Genomic DNA, 15,773 nt, shown 5'->3' with positions numbered 1-15,773 from the left:
AGGACTCGATTAAGCATAACGCCTCAAAACATGGTTAACGCCAGTCCAGGAGTTGGCCCATGGCCCGCAAAAGCGCCCTCGAAACGTCCGCCAGCGCCCTCCCCCATCAGGTCGAGGCCGGCGCCGTCGCGGTCCACCGCGGCACGATCGCCAGCGCGGTCGGCGATTCGACCTCCGCCGAGGCCCTGGCGCGCCTGCAACGCGCCGCCCAGGAGACCAAGAACGCCGAACATGCCAAGGCCCTGAGCCGCGCCGTCCAGGCCGTTCACCTGCGCGACTACCCCAAGGCCGACAAGCTGGCGCTGAAGCTGCTGGAAAAGGATGAACGCCTGGGCCTAGCCTGGCATATCCTGGCCATCACGCGCGAAAAGCAAGGCGACTTCGCGTCCTCGCTCGGAGCCTATGAGGCGGCGCTGAGACTGTTGCCGGACCATGGCCCCGTCGCCGGCGACCTAGGGCGGCTGGCCTTCCGGATGAACATGCCGGAAATCGCGATGAAGTTCTTCGCCCACTATCGCCTGGCGCGGCCGGACGATGTGGAAGGCGCCAATAATCTCGCCTGCGCGCTTCGGGAGCTGAATCGCGAGAGCGAGGCGATCGAGGTTCTGAAAGGCGCGCTCACCGCCCATCCGGAAGCGGCGATTCTCTGGAACACCCTCGGCACCGTGCTTTGCAATACCGGCGACGCCGCCGGCTCCATCGTCTTTTTCGACGAGGCGCTGCGGCTGGCGCCGGACTTCGGCAAGGCCTACCACAACCGCGCCTTCGCTAAGCTGGACATGGGGGATGTCGAGGGATCGCTGGCCGACTGCGAGCTGGCGATGAAGCTTCCCGACTCGGCCGAGGACCTGGCGATGATGCGCTTCGCCCAGGCCACGATCCTGCTGGCCCTGGGCCGCGTCGCCGAAGGCTGGGAAGCCTACGAGGCTCGCTTCTCGCCGGCCCTGAGCCACGCTCCGCTGTTCCAGATCCCCGGAACCCGGTGGTCGGGGCAGGATCTGAGGGGCAAGACCCTGATGATCAGCACCGAGCAAGGTCTGGGCGACGAGGTGATGTTCGCGGGCCTGCTGCCGGAGATCCTGGACGCGCTGGGGCCGGACGGTTCGTTGTCCCTGGCGGTCGAGCGCCGTCTGATCCCGCTCTTCAAGCGCGCCTTTCCGACGGTCGAGGTCACGGCCCACCGCACCGTCTCGCTGGAGGGCCGCGTCTATCGCTCCGCGCCGGAGATCGAGGATTGGGAACGCTTCGACTACTGGGCCGCGATCGGGGACTTTCTGCCGAGCCTGCGGCCAACGGTCGCATCCTTCCCCGACCGCGATCGCTATCTGACGGCCGATCCCGAGCGCGTCGCCCACTGGAAGGCGGAGCTCGCCAAGCTTGGGCCCGCTCCCAAGGTCGGCCTGCTTTGGAAAAGCCTGAAGCTGGACGCCGAGCGCGGTCGACAGTTCTCGCCGTTCGAGGCTTGGCGGCCGGTGCTCGAAACGCCCGGGGTCACCTTCGTCAATCTGCAGTATGGCGACTGCGAGGCCGAAATCGCCTACGCTCGAGAGACCTTCGGCGTTGAGATCTGGCAGCCGCCGGGCATCGACCTCAAGCAGGATCTGGACGACGTCGCCGCGCTGTGCGTGGCGGTCGACCTGACGATCGGCTTCTCCAACGCCACCATCAACCTGGCCGGGGCGTGCGGCGCGGCGATCTGGATGATCACCGGCGCGGCGGCCTGGACGCGCTTGGGCACCGACCGCTATCCTTGGTATCCCCAAACGCGCTGCTTCATCGCCAGCCAGTACGGCGACTGGACGGACGCGATGCAAGAGGTCGGCGGCGCGCTCGCGGCGCTGGCGGCCGAGCGTTAAGGCCATGACGCTGGCCATCCTCCAGGCCCGGATGTCTTCCTCCCGACTGCCGGGCAAGGTCCTCGCCGATCTGGTGGGCGCGCCGATGATCCTTCGGCAGATCGAGCGCGTCAGCCGCGCCCAGAGGATCAGCCGCTTGATCGTCGCCACATCGATGCGCCCGGACGACGACGTGCTGGCAAAAACCCTGAAGGACGCCGGCGTCGAGGTCGTCAGAGGCGACCTCGACGATGTGCTGTCGCGCTTCATTCTGGCCCTGGACGCCGCGCCCGAAGCGCCCGCGGCGGTGCGCCTGACGGCCGACTGCCCCCTGGCCGATCCGACCGTCATCGATGACACGATCGCGCTCTTCCACCAGTCCGGCGCCGACTACGCGTCGAACACGGGCGACACGCGCACCTTTCCCAAGGGCCTCGACGTCGAGATCTTCCGCGCCAGCGCCCTGCGCGAGGCCCACGTCGAAACCATCGATCCCTACGACCGCGAACACGTCACGCCGTTCCTCTATCGACGCCCCGAGCGCTACAGGCTGGTCACCCTGACCCAGGCGCGCGACGAAGGCGATGCGCGCTGGACGGTCGACCGCCCCGACGACCTGGACTTCGTTCGAGCCGTCTACGCCGCGCTCTACGCGGCCCATCCCGACTTTTCATCGGACGATGTCAGAGCCCTCGTCGCGCGGAGACCCGACCTCCAGACCCTAGGCGGAGATCCTCGCTCATGACCACGACCGTGCGGATGCGCGACATCACCGATGAGGACCGGGAGCGCCTGCTGGAATGGCGCAATAGCCCCGCCGTCTCGGCCTATATGTACTCGGACCACCTCATCAGCCGCGAGGAGCATGACCGCTGGTTCGACGCCATCCGGCCACGCGGCGACCGGCGCTATTGGATCATCGAGGTGGATGGCGCCCCCGTGGGCCTGGCCAATCTGAGCGACATCGACAGGGTCAACGGTCGTTGCGCCTGGGCCTACTATCTCGCCGATCCCGGCATCCGGGGACTGGGCGTGGGCTCCTATGTCGAGTTCTGGGTGATCGAACATGTCTTCGGCGTCCTGGGCCTCACCAAGCTGTGGTGCGAGGTGCTGCTTTCCAACGAGGCCGTCTGGAGGCTGCACGAGGCGCATGGCTTCAAGCGCGAAGCGCTCTTTCGCGAACATGTCGTCAAGAACGGCGCGCCGGTCGATGTCGTGGGGCTTGGCCTGCTGGCCCGAGACTGGGCTGAAAAGCGCGAGGCGATGGCCGCGAAGCTCCGCGCCAAGGGCTATGCGATACCCGTCTGAAACCAAGCGCTCTTGCCAAGCGCGTTTGCGCCGGTAGTTTGCTCCGTTCAATTTGAACAACTGTTCGAACCGGATCGATTCCGGCGGAGAAGGGCATGAGCCAACGCTTCGAAGGCACTTCCGACTACGTGGCCACCGAGGACCTGAAGGTCGCGGTCAACGCCGCCGTGGCGCTGGAACGGCCGCTTCTGATCAAGGGCGAACCCGGCACGGGCAAGACCGTCCTGGCCTACGAGGTCGCCAAGGCGATGGGCGCGCCGCTGATCACCTGGCACATCAAGTCGACGACCAAGGCCCAGCAGGGCCTCTACGAATACGACGCCGTCACTCGCCTGCGCGACAGCCAGCTGGGCGAGGAGCGCGTCAAGGACGTCCGCAACTACATCAAGAAGGGCAAGCTCTGGGAGGCTTTCGAGAGCCCTAAGCGCCCGGTCCTGCTAATCGATGAGATCGACAAGGCCGACATCGAGTTTCCCAACGATCTGCTGCAGGAACTCGATCGCAACGAGTTCTATGTCTACGAGACCGACGAGACGATCAAGGCCAAGGTCCGCCCGATCATTATCATCACCTCGAACAACGAGAAGGAACTGCCGGACGCCTTCCTGCGCCGCTGCTTCTTCCACTACATCCGCTTCCCCGAGGAGGCGACGATGCAGGCCATCGTCGACGTCCACTTCCCCGGCATCAAGCAGAAGCTGGTCTCCGAAGCGCTGCGTATTTTCTACGACATGCGCAAGGTCCCGGGCTTGAAGAAGAAGCCGTCGACGTCGGAGCTGCTGGACTGGCTGAAGCTGTTGTTGGTTGAGGACATCGACGATCAGGTCCTGCGCGAGAAGGATCCCACGAAGCTGATCCCGCCGCTGCATGGCGCTCTGCTGAAGAACGAGCAGGACGTCCACCTTTTCGAACGCCTGGCCTTCCTGGCGCGTCGCGAAGGGTCCGGCGGCCGCCCCGGTCAGTAGCCCTTACCGGGATTTCACTGGACGCGCGGACGTTGCACGCTCACCTTCCCGCTCAAACCAGGGAAGATCCCAAGGAAACCCATGCGTCACTCCAAATGGCTCGCCGCCGCGCTGCTGATCGGCGCGGCTGGCCTGTCCGCCTGCCAGCGCGCCGAAACCCATGGCGATCAAGCCAAGCCGGCTGCGCCCAAGCTGGGTCGTCAACCGGTTCGCGTCATCGACCGCCTGGATTGTCCGGAAAAGCAGGGCTACCTAAAGCGGGTCAGCGTCGCGCCGGACGGCCAGTCGTGCGCCTACGCCACCGACAAGGCGACGGTGGAGCTGCGTCTGGTCAAGCTGACCAGCGGCGACGCCGAGTCGGCCCTGACGCCGATCGAGGCCGAGCTGAAGAGCGTGATGCCGCCGCCTCCGCCGCCGCCCAAGCCCCCCAACGCCAAGAGCAAGGGCCACACCAGCATTCACTTGCCGGGCGTGAATATCGACTCCAACGAGCACGGCGCGGACATTCGCATCGGTCACCTGACCATCAATAGCGACGGCGGCGCGGCCGAGGTGAAGATCAACAAGAACGTCAACTTGTCCGATGACGATCGTAAGAGCGCTGTCGCGGGCGCGGCCAGCGATGACGAGCACGGCGACGGCGACGTGTCGATCAACGCCAGCAACGGCGGGGCCGAGATCAAGGCCCGCAAGGCCGGCGACAATCTGGTGCGCTCGACCTTCATCCTGGCCAACGACAAGGCGCCCAAGGGCTATCGCCTGGCCGGCTACGAGGCGCGCGGCCCCAAGGGCGGCCCGCTGGCCGTCGCGGTCGTCAAGGCCAAGACCCGCGACACCGGCGACCATGATATCTTCAAGGATATGAAGGCCCTGCTGCGACACAACGTCGGCGGCTGATGCTTGATCTATCCAAACGAGACGCCCGCTAGACCGGCGTGACTTCCATCACCTTGTAGGTCAGCGGTTGGCCGCCTTCGTCGGTGACGGTGACATATTCGCCGAGCGCGAAGCGATGCTGGCCCAGCCGATATAGGGGCTCGTCGTCGGTCTCATCCGCGTCGTCGTAGTCGAAGAACCAACGCGCGCCGCGGCGGTTCAGGCGGCCGTCCACCGGGTCCTCGTCGGGGGCGAAGCGGCGAACGTCGCAGCGATCCTTGACCTTGGCGTATTCGGCTTCGTCGAGGTGGCCGTCCTCGGTCAGGGGCGCGGTCAGGGCGTAGCCGCGATGGTCGTCGCCGCCGGAGAACTCCGTTCCCGGATTGCGCGCCAAGCGCATGACGATGCGTGAAAGAGACATGGGGCCTCCCTTGTTTTTGTGGTTTCAGAGCATCGCGCGGAAAGTGAATGCGGGTTTTCGGCGAAAGCGATGCGAGACAAAATCTAGCTCAGGCCACACGCGGCTTGCGCTAGTGCGACAGGAACAGCGAGGGGCCGTCGCTGTTCAGCAGCGAGCGGGTGGTCCCGCCAAAGATATATTCCTGCAGCCTCGGGTGACCGAACGCGCCGGCCACCAGCAGGCTTGCGCCCACCTCGCGCGCCGCGCCCAGCAGGAGGCCCGCCGCGTCGCTGGAGCCTTCCAGGGCCTTGACCTGCGCCTGGACGCCGCGCGCAGCCAGAAACTCGGCCAGACGGTCCAGGTCGAAAGCCCGCGACGACGCGCCAGCCGCGCCCGCGACAACCACCGAACGGGCCTTCTGAAGCAGAGGCAGCGACGTCCGCATCGCGCGACTGGCCTCCTTGCCGCCATCCCAGGCGACCAGCGCGACCCCGTCGACCTTGAAGCCCTCGCGCGCGACCAGGGTGGGACGCTGCTCGTCAGCGACCAATTGCTGGAAGGACTCGGCCAGAGGCCCCTTGCCGCGCGCGGCAGCGTCATCGAACACCACGACGTCGGACAGGCGGCCTTCCATGGCCAACCCCGCCCACACGGGCGATTCAAGGCTGATCAGTCGCGAGCGCGAATAGCCGGTCTCGGCCACCAGCTTGCCGCAGCTTCTGGAACCCTCCTGGGCGGCTTCCTTGAGGCTTTCCAGCGCCGTCACCTGGACGCCGCCCATGAACCCCTCGCCCATCCACGGCATAAGGTCGGCCATGTCGGCGGGCGTATGAACACAGGCCAGTTCGGCCTGAAAGGCGGCCGCCAGGGCCGCGGCGGAGCTCAGAACGCCCTTGTCGGTCGCGGTCCCGGCCAGCGGGACCATGATTCTCGCCCAACTCATGATCGAACTCCCTTTGAGGGCATTTCCACAGATGACGGCGACGACCACATTGATCTTTCTCAATCCATGGGTCAGTCAACCACCTTCACCGCAAGGAACGATCTCGTGGCCAAAGGGCTGCATACCAAGGGCAAGCCGCCCCGCGCATGGCAGAGGATGCTTTCCGGACGACGGCTGGACCTGCTCGATCCGTCGCCGATGGACATCGAGATCGAGGACATCGCCCATGGCCTGGCCCGCGTCGCGCGCTGGAACGGTCAGACGGTCGGCGATCACGGCTTCTCGGTGGCGCAGCACAGCTTGGTGGTCGAGGAGATCGCCGCGCACATCAAGCCGGACCTGGAGCCGCGCTGGCGTCTGGCCGCCCTGCTGCATGACGCCAGCGAATATGTCATCGGTGATATGATCAGCCCGTTCAAGGCGGCGCTGGGCATGAGCTACAAGGACTTCGAGGCCAGGTTGGAGGACGCGATCCACATTCGTTTCGGCCTGCCGGTGAAGACGCCCGCGCCGATCAAGAAGCTGATCAAGCAGGCCGATCGCGCCTGCGCCTTCTTCGAGGCGACGCAGCTGGCGGGTTTCGAGCACGCTGAATCCCTGGCCATCTTCGGCGCGCCGCCGGCCGGCTACGACCTGCGCATCACCCCGCTGCCGCCGTTCGAGGCCCAGGCGCGATATGTCCAACGCTTCCACGTGCTGTCGCGCGCGGCGGGTTACGAGAGCGCCCCTGGCGCGGCGTTCGAAACCGAATGAACGCCTCCGTCGTCATCGGTTTGTCGGCGGTGGTCGTGGCGATCCGCGACGGCGAGGCCGTGGTCCTGACCGTGCGACCGCACGACGCCGTCACCGATGTCGCCTCCCCGCTCTCGGGCCTGCCGTTCGGCCCCTTCGATCCGGAGGCGCACCGCACTTTCGAGCTTGGGCTGCGAGCCTTCGTGACCCAGCAGACCCGATTCCAGTTGGGCTATGTCGAACAGCTCTACACCTTTGGCGACAAGGGCCGGGAGGCGCCGCGCGCCGAGGTCGGGGCCGGCGCGGCCCGCGTGGTCTCGGTCGGCTATCTGGGCCTGACGCCCAAGGCCGTCGACACCGACGCCCCCGACACGGCCTGGGCCCCCTGGAGCCGGTTCTTCCCTTGGGAGGACTGGCGCAATGGTCGCCCCGCCCTGCTGGACGACGCCATCGCGCCGGCGCTGCGTCGCTGGGCGGGCGAGGACGCGGCCCGATGGTCGCGCGCCCGCCTCGCCTTCGCCCTGGACGGCGCCCCTTGGAACGAGGAGCGGGTGCTGGAGCGCTACGAGCTGCTCTATGAGGCGGGCCTGGCCCCCGAGGCCGCCCGCGACGCCGCCCGCGCCGAGGGTCATGATCCGGCCGAGCCCAAGGCTCTGTCGGCCGCCCTGGGCGAACCGATGATCTCGGACCACCGGCGCATCCTGGCCACCGGCCTGTCGCGCCTGCGCGGCAAGATCAAGTACCGCCCCGTGGTGTTCGAGTTGACGCCCGAGGAATTCACCCTGTCGACCCTGCAGCGCACGGTCGAGGCCATCGCCGGGGTGCCGCTGCACAAGCAGAACTTCCGTCGCGTGGTCGAGCGCGAGGAACTGGTCGAGGGCTTGGGACGCCTGGACGCCGAGACCGGCGGCCGCCCGGCCGAGCTGTTCCGCTTCCGCAGGGAAATGCTGGCGACGCGCCAGGCGACGGGTCTCTCGCTGCCGCTATTGCGCGACTAAAGAGTCAGGGGCCCGGCGAGTTCAGCCCAGCTCCTCGGCTTGCAGAATGCGCATGACCGGCGGCTTGACGGCGAGCTTTCCCATCTGCGCCGCGAACTGCTTCGAGGCGTCGACCGCGAAGTGTGCGCGCAGGGCGGTCATGTCCGACCAGACCTCGACAAATTGCAGCAGGTTTGGTCGCCCGACCGCCTGAAAGCACTCGTGGGAAATACACCCGGGCTCTTCACGCGAGCGCGCGCAATGCTCGAGCGCCACCCGCAATGTCAAGTCCAGGCTCTCGGGCTGAACATCGACCGAACCAAGAACAACAATCAAATTCAGCCCCTAGATCCGCTGATCCGTTGAGTCCGCCCCCACCCGCGCCCGCCATTTGGCCTTCAGCGTGTGCGAGGTGTCGCGCGAGCCGTCCGGGCTCCAGCCGGGCGGGCCGAAGATGTAGCCCAGCGCGTGACGCGGCGATCCCGCCACGTCCTTGGCGATGCCGATCCACTCGTGGAAAACATTGTGCAGAAGATTGAAATTGCCCAGGTTCTTCACCGTGCCATAGCGGCAGGGCTCCTCGTCGACCTCCGGGATGAAGGTCCCGAACATCCGATCCCAGATGATCAGGATCCCGGCATAGTTGGCGTCCAGATAGCGGGCGTTGCGGGCGTGGTGCACGCGGTGATGCGAGGGCGTGTTGAACACCGCCTCGAACCAGCCAGGCATCCGCTTGATCGCCTCGGTGTGAATCCAGAACTGGTAGACGAGGCTGATCCCCTTCTGGATCGCCACCATGGCCGGCGGGAAGCCTAGGAAGGACAGCGGCAGCCACAGAAGCCAGGTGCCCGCGACGCCGCCGGTCCAGGTCTGCCGCAGGGCGGTCGAGAGGTTGTAGTGGGTCGAGGTGTGGTGGTTGACGTGGCTGGCCCACCAGACGCGCCGCTCGTGCGCCAGGCGATGGAACCAGTAGTAGGTCAGGTCCTCCAGCAGGAAGACGGCGATCCAGGCCCAGACCGCGTTCATCGGGATCGTGAAGAGACGGTGCTGATAGACCCAGACCGTCGTGGCGAAGATCACGCCGCCGAACAGCGCGCCGGCGATCGTGCTGCCCAGACCCATGGTCAGCGACGTGGCCGTATCGCGCACCTCGTAGTGGGCCCTGGCCTTGCCGAAGCGGCCCAGCAGGATCTCCAGAACGATCGCTAGAATGAAAAACGGGATGGCCAGCTGGACTGGGTCGAAGGGCGCTTTGAGCATCAGGCGAACTCTCTGGGCGGCCAGACATCGTCCTTGACGGCGAGGACGGGACGGGCGTCGGACAAGCGCGGCCTCACCCGGCCGTTGATTGGCTTCAGGCTGGCGATCGCGCTCCACGGCAGGTCTCGCGCGACGTAACCGTCGCCCCGCCGGTACAGCACCAAGGCCGCGTCGCCATCGCGCGCGATCACGGCCGCGCCATCGGCGGAAATCCAGACCCTGTCGGGCCGCTGATCGGGAAATTCGAGCGCCAGCAATGCCCGGGCCGACTCGGCGTCCAGCGGCGGCGTCGGCCGCGCCACGCCCATCCAGGCCGTGAACCCCACGAGCACAGCGATACCGGCCGCGGAGCCGCCCAGCTGAATCAACAGCGCCTTGTCCAAGACCGACGCATCCCCCCGATAACTTATTGCCGTTCAGATTGACGATCCAGGCCCGGGCGTCAAGCGCGAGCCCCGGGCTTTACCAACACCACCGGCCTTGGCTATCCTCCCCTAGGGTTGAGCGCGCCGCCTCGGCGTCGCCAAAAGGGGAAGTGTGATGAGCTTGATGCTTGAGCCGCTACGCAAGTTCGCGGTGTTCGAAGGCCGGGCCAGGCGGTCGGAGTACTGGCTGTTCGCGCTCTTCCAGCTGCTGGTGACCGCCGGCTTCTTCATCATTGCTTCGGTCGCCTATGGGACGACGAGCGGTCGACAGGATGGGCCCGTGGCTATCCTCGTTGGCCTGTTCACCCTGTTGGCGCTGCTCTTCTTCATAGCTCTGATCATTCCGGCGCTCGCCGTCACGGTCCGGCGCCTGCATGACACGGACAAGTCGGGGTGGTGGCTGCTGATCAGCTTCATCCCCTTCGGCAGCTTCGTGATCCTGATCTTCACGCTTCTGGACAGCACGCCTGGCCCGAACCGCTATGGCGAGGATCCCAAAGGCCGCCCCGGTCCGCCCGGCGCCGGCCCGGTGATCCACAACCACTATTACGCGGCCACGCCCGCGACGCCGGATCAGCCGACCATCATCAGCTGATCCCGCCCAAGCAAACGGCGCGCCCCGCGAGAGGCGCGCCGTCTTCACTTCGAGCCGACGCCTAGAACTTGCGGACGTAGCCCAGCGACACCGTGTTCGAGCTCAAGTCGCTCTTGCTGTATTCGGACTTGGTCCAGTCGGCGCGGATGCCGTTCTTGTCGTCGATCTTGTACTGGGCGCCGACGCCATAGTTCCAGCTGTCATGGCTGCCGTCGAAGTCGGTGGCGGCCGGATTGTTGGTGCTGAACTTCGTCGACCCATACCCGACGCGGCCCAGAAGATCGAGGTTCTGGGTCACCGGCAGGTAGCCGACGGCGTAGGCCGCGACCTGGTGCTCCATCTTCACGTGAGCGGGACCGCCCGGGGTGTAGACGGTGTCGCCATCGACGCCGCCAGCGGCTTCGGCTTCAACGCCAAAATTAGGCGTAAACTTGGCGCCCACGCGCCCTTGAATAGCGCCGGTGTCGGCGCCTCGGGTCCGAGTTTGGTCATAATTCAGAGAGCCGTAGACCTCCGTCGAATTCTGGGCCTGAGCCATGAGCGGGGCCGCGAGAACCGAACCAGCGACCAGGGTAGTGGCGATGAGAGTCTTCATCGTTGAACTCCTATGCTACGCGTACTCTTCAGCTCCCTCAGCCAGCCTAGGGCTATGCGGATAACGCGGCGGGCGTGGGGCGGTTCACGGCCGGGTTCAAGGCCATTGCGTGTCGTGGCCCCAAAGCCACGGGGATGACGGCGCCGCCATCCATGCTATCTACGGGTCAAACAAACGTCAGAACGCGGGCTCCTAGGCCCGCGCGCATCATCGGGACCGTCGCCTTGCCGCAAGCCGTCATCGCCGCCACGGGGCTGTACACCCCGCCTCACAGCATTTCGAACGCCGAGCTGGTCGAGGCCTTCAACACCTTCGTCGAGCGCTTCAACGCCGCCAACGCCGAGGCCATCGCGGCCGGCGAGGTGGTCGCCCTGGCCCCCTCCTCGCCCGAGTTCATCGAGAAGGCCTCCGGCATCAAGGCGCGCTTCGTGATGAACAAGGACGGCATCGTCGATCCGGAGGTCATGCGTCCGATCATTCCCGAGCGTCCCAACGAGGAGATTTCCATCCTCGCCGAAATGGCGGTCGAGGCGGCCAAGGACGCCATCGCCCGCTGGGGCAAGCCCGTGTCCGAGATCGGCGCGGTGATCTGCGCGGCCTCGAACATGCAGCGCCCCTATCCGGCCATGGCCATCGAGGTGCAGCAGGCGCTGGGCATAGACGGCTTCGCCTTCGACATGAACGTGGCCTGTTCGTCGGCCACCTTCGGCATCAAGACCGCCGCTGACTTCGTCGCCACCGGCAGCGCCAAGGCCGTGCTGATGGTCAATCCCGAGATCTGCTCGGGCCACCTGAACTTCAAGGACCGCGACAGCCACTTCATCTTCGGCGACGTGGCCACGGCGGTGATCGTCGAGGACGCGGACCTGGCCAAGGGCGGCTGGGAAATCCTGGGAACGCGCCTGAAGACCGTGTTCTCCAACAATATCCGCAACAACTTCGGCTTCCTGAACCGCGCCGCGCCGGAAGGCGTCGGCGCCAAGGACAAGCTGTTCGTCCAGGAAGGCCGCAAGGTGTTCCGCGAGGTCGTGCCGATGGTCAGCGAGATGATCATCGAACACGCCGCCGACCTGGGCGTCGACCCGACCGGCCTCAAGCGCCTGTGGCTGCACCAGGCCAATATCAACATGAACGAGATGATCGGGCGCAAGGTGCTCGGCCGCGACCCCGCTCCCGGCGAGAACGTCATCATCCTGGACGAGTACGCCAATACCAGCTCGGCCGGCTCGATCATCGCCTTCCATTCGGCCAATGACGATTTCGCCGCCGGCGAAACCGGCCTGATCTGCAGCTTCGGCGCGGGCTATTCGGCCGGCACGGTGTTCGTGCGCAAGCGCTAGAGGGGCCCAAGCCTTCCATCGGCGCGGCACCGATGGAAGGCGTTCGGGCTCAGGCCTTGGCCAGCTTGGACAGCGCGGTCAGGATCTTCTCGGCCGCGTCGAGCCGCTGGGCCGGCGTGTCCCACTCGCCCTTGACCACGACCTTCTGGTCGGGTCGGGCCTTCCAGATCAGGCTGTTCTTGGCCACGAACTGAACCAGCGCCAGCGGGTTGGCGAATTCGTCGTTGCGGAAGGCCACGACCGCGCCCTTGGGACCGACGTCGATCTTGGCGACATTGGCCTCGCGGCACAGCCCCTTGATCGCCACGACCTTGAGCAACGAGTCGGTCTCGGGCGGCAGGGGGCCGAAGCGATCGATCATTTCGGCGGCCAGGGCTTCGCGGTCGGCGGCCTGCTCGGCTTCCGACAGACGGCGATAGAGCGACAGGCGCACGTTCAGGTCGGGCACATAGTCGTCCGGGATCATCACGGCGGCGCCGGTATTGATCTGCGGCGACCAGCCCCGGTCTTCCAGCAGGGCTTCCTGGCCCTGCCGCTGCTTCAGCTCCGCGACCGCGTCCTCCAGCATCTGCTGATAGAGCTCGACCCCGATCTCCTTGATGTGGCCGCTCTGCTCGTCGCCCAGCAGGTTGCCGCCGCCGCGCTGGTCAAGGTCGTGGCTGGCCAGCTGGAAGCCTGCGCCCAGGCTGTCCAGCGATTGCAGCACTTGCAGGCGCTTTTCCGCCGACAGGGTCAGCGACTTCTCGACCGGCGTGGTCAGATAGGCGTAGGCGCGCGCCTTGGAGCGGCCGACCCGGCCCCGGATCTGGTAGAGTTGGGCCAGGCCGAACATGTCGGCGCGGTGGACGATCAACGTGTTGGCCGAGGGGATATCCAGCCCACTCTCGACGATCGTCGTCGCGAGAAGCACGTCGTACTGGCCCTCGTAGAAGGCCGTCATCACGTCTTCCAGCTGGGTGGCCGCCATCTGGCCATGGCCGACGACGTACTTCACCTCCGGCACATGGACGCGCAGGAACTTCTCGATGTCCTCCAGGTCCTTGATGCGCGGCACCACGTAGTAAGACTGGCCGCCACGGTACTTCTCGCGCAGCAGCGCCTCGCGCAGCGTCACAGGATCGAACGGGCTGATGTAGGTGCGCACCGCCAGGCGATCGACGGGCGGCGTGGCGATGATCGACATCTCCCGGATGCCCGACAGCGCCATCTGCAGGGTGCGCGGGATCGGCGTGGCGGTCAGGGTCAGCATGTGCACGTCGGCGCGAAGCTCCTTGAGCTTCTCCTTGTGCTTGACGCCGAAGTGCTGTTCCTCGTCGACGATGACCAGGCCCAGGTCCTTGAACGACACCTGCTTGGACAGAATGGCGTGGGTGCCGACCACGATCTCCAGGCTGCCGTCGGCCAGGCCGGCGCGGGTGTCGGCGGCTTCCTTGCCGGTGACCAGGCGCGACAGACGCGTGACCTTCACGGGCCAGCCCTGGAAACGGTCCTTGAAGGTCTTGTAGTGCTGGCGGGCCAAGAGGGTCGTTGGGCAGACCACGGCCACCTGCTTGCCGCTCATCGCCACGACGAAGGCCGCACGGAGGGCCACCTCGGTCTTGCCGAAGCCGACGTCCCCGCAGATCAGGCGATCCATCGGCTTGCCGGACGCCAAGTCCTCCAGCACGTCGTGGATGGCGTTCAGCTGGTCGTCCGTCTCCTCGTAGGGGAAGCGGGCGCAGAACTCGTCGAACACGCCCGACGGCGGATCGGTCTCCTCGACATGCTTGAGCTGGCGCGCGGCTGCGATCTGGATCAGGCCCTCGGCCATGACCCGCAGACGCTCGCGCGCCTTGGCCTTGCGTCCCTGCCAGGCCGCGCCGCCCAGCTTGTCCAGCTGAACGTTGTCGGCGTCGGCCGCGCCGTAACGGGTCAGGAGGTCGATATTCTCGACCGGCAGATAGAGCTTGGCCTCGCCGCCGTAGAGCAGGTCCAGGCAGTCGTGTGGCGCGCCCTGCACGTCGAGCGTCTTCAGGCCCTCGTAGCGGCCGATGCCGTGATCGATGTGGACGACCAGATCGCCCGGCGTCAGGGCCGAGGCCTCGGCCAGGAAGTTGGCGGCGCGGCGCTTCTTGCGCGGCCGCGCCAGACGGTCGCCCAGGATGTCGGTCTCTGAAATGACCGCCAGGCTGTCGGTCTCGAAGCCGTGGTCCAGCGGCAGCACGACCCGCTGCGGAACCTTGGGGTCATTGGCCTTGGCCGCCTGCCAGTAGCCGGCATACGGGATCTTCTTCAGACCATGATCGCCCAGCATGGTCCCCAGGCGCTCGGACGAGCCCTCGGACCACGAGGCGAACAGCACGCGTTTTCCTTTGCCCGCGAGATCGCGGGCGTGGGCCGCGGTGGCCTCGAACAGGTTGACGCTGTCCTGGGCGCGTTCGGCGGCGAAGACCCGGCCCAGCTTCGCGCCCATGTCGACGACGTCCAGCCCCTGCGGCTGGAACGGCGTGAAGCGACGGTTCGGGCGATCGGCGATCTCCCGCTCCCACTCCTCCACCGTCAGATACAGCGCCTCGGGCGGCAGAGGGCGGTACGAGGATTTGCGATCGGCCTGCGACCGCGCCTCATAGGCGTCCAGGATCATCGACAGGCGCTCGTCCCGCGCCTCGGTCGCCTGGTGGTCGACGCCGATCAGGGCGCCGGCCGGCAGATAGTCGAACAGGCTGGCCATCCGCTCGTAGAACAGCGGCAGCCAGTGCTCCAACCCGGCGCGACGGCCGCCCTCGCTGACGGTGGCGTACAAGGGATCGTCGCCGGGCGCGCCGAACTCGGCGACATAGCCCTTGCGGAAGCGCGAGATGCCGTCGGCGTCCAGCAAGGCCTCGCTGACCGGAAGGAGATTGATCTCGGTCAGTTGCTTGGTCGAGCGTTGGGTCTCGGGATCGAAGGCGCGGATGCTCTCCAGCGTGTCGCCGAACAGGTCGAGGCGAACGGGCTCCTCGGCGGCCGGCGGATAGACGTCGATGACGCCGCCGCGGATCGCGAACTCGCCCCGCTCGGAGACGGTGGAGGCGCGGGCATAGCCGTTGACGGCGAAATAGCGCTCAAGGTCCTTGATATCGACCACGGCGCCGACCTTGGCGCTATAGCTGGCGCGCAGCAGCACATCCTTCGTCGGCACACGCTGCAACAGCGCTGGCGCGGCGATGACCAGCATGGCCGGCTTGCCGTCGCCCAGGCCCCTGGCCAGGCGCGACAAGGTCGCCATCCGCGTGGCCGAGACGCCCGACGACGGACCAATGCGGTCGTAGGGAAGGCAATCCCACGACGGCATTGGCACGGCCTCGATCTCGGGCGCGAAAAACTTCAGGGCGTCGACGAAAGCGTTGGCGCGCGCGGTGTCCCGGGCCACGAACGCGGTCAGGCCGCCGCGCGCCCGGGCGATGTCGGCCATCACCAGCGCGTCGAAGCCTTCCGGCGCGCCGGCGAGGGTCAGGCCGCCGGCGGCCTTGGCGATCTGTTTGGCGTCGTAGGCCATCGGGT

15 protein-coding genes and 1 pseudogene are annotated in these 15,773 nt (G+C 66.6%); 9 read left to right on the top strand and 7 right to left on the bottom strand.

The window, feature by feature from the left end; all coding sequences use genetic code 11:
- Positions 1–59: 59 nt before the first annotated feature.
- From OR37_RS01245 to OR37_RS01225, 5 genes are all read left to right on the top strand, one after another.
- The gene (locus OR37_RS01245; protein WP_004615311.1) at positions 60–1,856 is read left to right on the top strand and encodes a tetratricopeptide repeat protein; all 1,797 of its coding nucleotides are present in this window, start codon (positions 60–62) and stop codon (positions 1,854–1,856) included.
- Between the two features lie 4 nt (positions 1,857–1,860).
- Positions 1,861–2,580, top strand: coding sequence for a cytidylyltransferase domain-containing protein (locus tag OR37_RS01240; RefSeq protein ID WP_004615310.1), 720 nt, complete (start codon positions 1,861–1,863; stop codon positions 2,578–2,580).
- On the top strand, positions 2,577–3,143 hold the full coding sequence (pseH, locus tag OR37_RS01235; protein ID WP_004615309.1) for a UDP-4-amino-4,6-dideoxy-N-acetyl-beta-L-altrosamine N-acetyltransferase: 567 nt from the start codon (positions 2,577–2,579) through the stop codon (positions 3,141–3,143). The genes OR37_RS01240 and pseH overlap by 4 nt, the downstream gene beginning before the upstream one ends.
- Before the next feature lie 95 nt (positions 3,144–3,238).
- Entirely contained in the window at positions 3,239–4,108 is an 870-nt protein-coding gene (locus OR37_RS01230) for an AAA family ATPase (protein WP_004615307.1), read from the top strand.
- 81 nt (positions 4,109–4,189) lie between these two features.
- Entirely contained in the window at positions 4,190–5,005 is an 816-nt protein-coding gene (locus OR37_RS01225; RefSeq protein ID WP_004615305.1) for a hypothetical protein, read from the top strand.
- Positions 5,006–5,033: 28 nt separating this feature from the next.
- Here the strand turns inward: OR37_RS01225 and OR37_RS01220 are convergent, their stop codons facing one another.
- Positions 5,034–5,405, bottom strand: coding sequence for a hypothetical protein (locus OR37_RS01220; RefSeq protein WP_004615304.1), 372 nt, complete (start codon positions 5,403–5,405; stop codon positions 5,034–5,036).
- 109 nt (positions 5,406–5,514) lie between these two features.
- Positions 5,515–6,327, bottom strand: a complete 813-nt coding sequence (locus OR37_RS01215; protein ID WP_004615303.1) for a universal stress protein — start codon at positions 6,325–6,327, stop codon at positions 5,515–5,517.
- Positions 6,328–6,432: 105 nt separating this feature from the next.
- Here OR37_RS01215 and OR37_RS01210 point away from each other — a divergent pair, with 105 nt between their 5' ends.
- Both OR37_RS01210 and OR37_RS01205 read left to right on the top strand, forming a co-directional pair.
- Positions 6,433–7,080 (top strand): YfbR-like 5'-deoxynucleotidase, encoded by a 648-nt coding sequence (locus OR37_RS01210; RefSeq protein WP_004615302.1) that lies wholly within the window; start codon positions 6,433–6,435, stop codon positions 7,078–7,080.
- Positions 7,004–8,057: pseudogene (locus tag OR37_RS01205) on the top strand (NUDIX hydrolase). Before OR37_RS01210 ends, OR37_RS01205 begins: the two are co-directional and overlap by 77 nt.
- A gap of 21 nt (positions 8,058–8,078) precedes the next feature.
- Here OR37_RS01205 and OR37_RS20900 read toward each other — a convergent pair.
- The 3 genes from OR37_RS20900 to OR37_RS01190 are packed head-to-tail and all read right to left on the bottom strand — an operon-like array spanning position 8,079 to position 9,679.
- A complete protein-coding gene (locus OR37_RS20900) occupies positions 8,079–8,372 on the bottom strand; it encodes a putative quinol monooxygenase (RefSeq protein ID WP_035016791.1) in 294 nt (97 codons plus the stop codon).
- A gap of 9 nt (positions 8,373–8,381) precedes the next feature.
- Positions 8,382–9,296, bottom strand: a complete 915-nt coding sequence (locus OR37_RS01195) for a sterol desaturase family protein (protein ID WP_004615298.1) — start codon at positions 9,294–9,296, stop codon at positions 8,382–8,384.
- Positions 9,296–9,679 carry a hypothetical protein gene (locus tag OR37_RS01190; protein WP_004615297.1) on the bottom strand — a complete coding sequence of 128 codons (384 nt, stop codon included), beginning with the start codon at positions 9,677–9,679 and terminating at the stop codon, positions 9,296–9,298. The genes OR37_RS01195 and OR37_RS01190 overlap by 1 nt, the downstream gene beginning before the upstream one ends.
- Positions 9,680–9,836: 157 nt before the next feature.
- Between OR37_RS01190 and OR37_RS01185 the strand changes: the two genes are divergently transcribed.
- On the top strand, positions 9,837–10,316 hold the full coding sequence (locus OR37_RS01185; protein ID WP_004615295.1) for a DUF805 domain-containing protein: 480 nt from the start codon (positions 9,837–9,839) through the stop codon (positions 10,314–10,316).
- A 61-nt stretch (positions 10,317–10,377) separates the two neighbouring features.
- On the opposite strand, the gene OR37_RS01180 is transcribed toward OR37_RS01185, so the two are convergent.
- Positions 10,378–10,911 carry a porin family protein gene (locus OR37_RS01180; RefSeq protein WP_004615293.1) on the bottom strand — a complete coding sequence of 178 codons (534 nt, stop codon included), beginning with the start codon at positions 10,909–10,911 and terminating at the stop codon, positions 10,378–10,380.
- 224 nt (positions 10,912–11,135) lie between these two features.
- Here OR37_RS01180 and OR37_RS01175 point away from each other — a divergent pair, with 224 nt between their 5' ends.
- Entirely contained in the window at positions 11,136–12,251 is a 1,116-nt protein-coding gene (locus OR37_RS01175) for a beta-ketoacyl-ACP synthase III (protein ID WP_004615291.1), read from the top strand.
- A gap of 49 nt (positions 12,252–12,300) precedes the next feature.
- On the opposite strand, the gene mfd is transcribed toward OR37_RS01175, so the two are convergent.
- Entirely contained in the window at positions 12,301–15,768 is a 3,468-nt protein-coding gene (gene mfd / locus OR37_RS01170) for a transcription-repair coupling factor (RefSeq protein WP_004615290.1), read from the bottom strand.
- Positions 15,769–15,773: the final 5 nt, after the last annotated feature.

It is taken from the genome of Caulobacter vibrioides OR37, assembly GCF_000372645.1.
GTDB classification, from domain to species: Bacteria; Pseudomonadota; Alphaproteobacteria; order Caulobacterales; family Caulobacteraceae; genus Caulobacter; species Caulobacter vibrioides_E.
The sequence above is the reverse complement of the archived record's forward strand: the minus strand, read 5'-3'. Positions and strand labels throughout refer to the sequence as shown.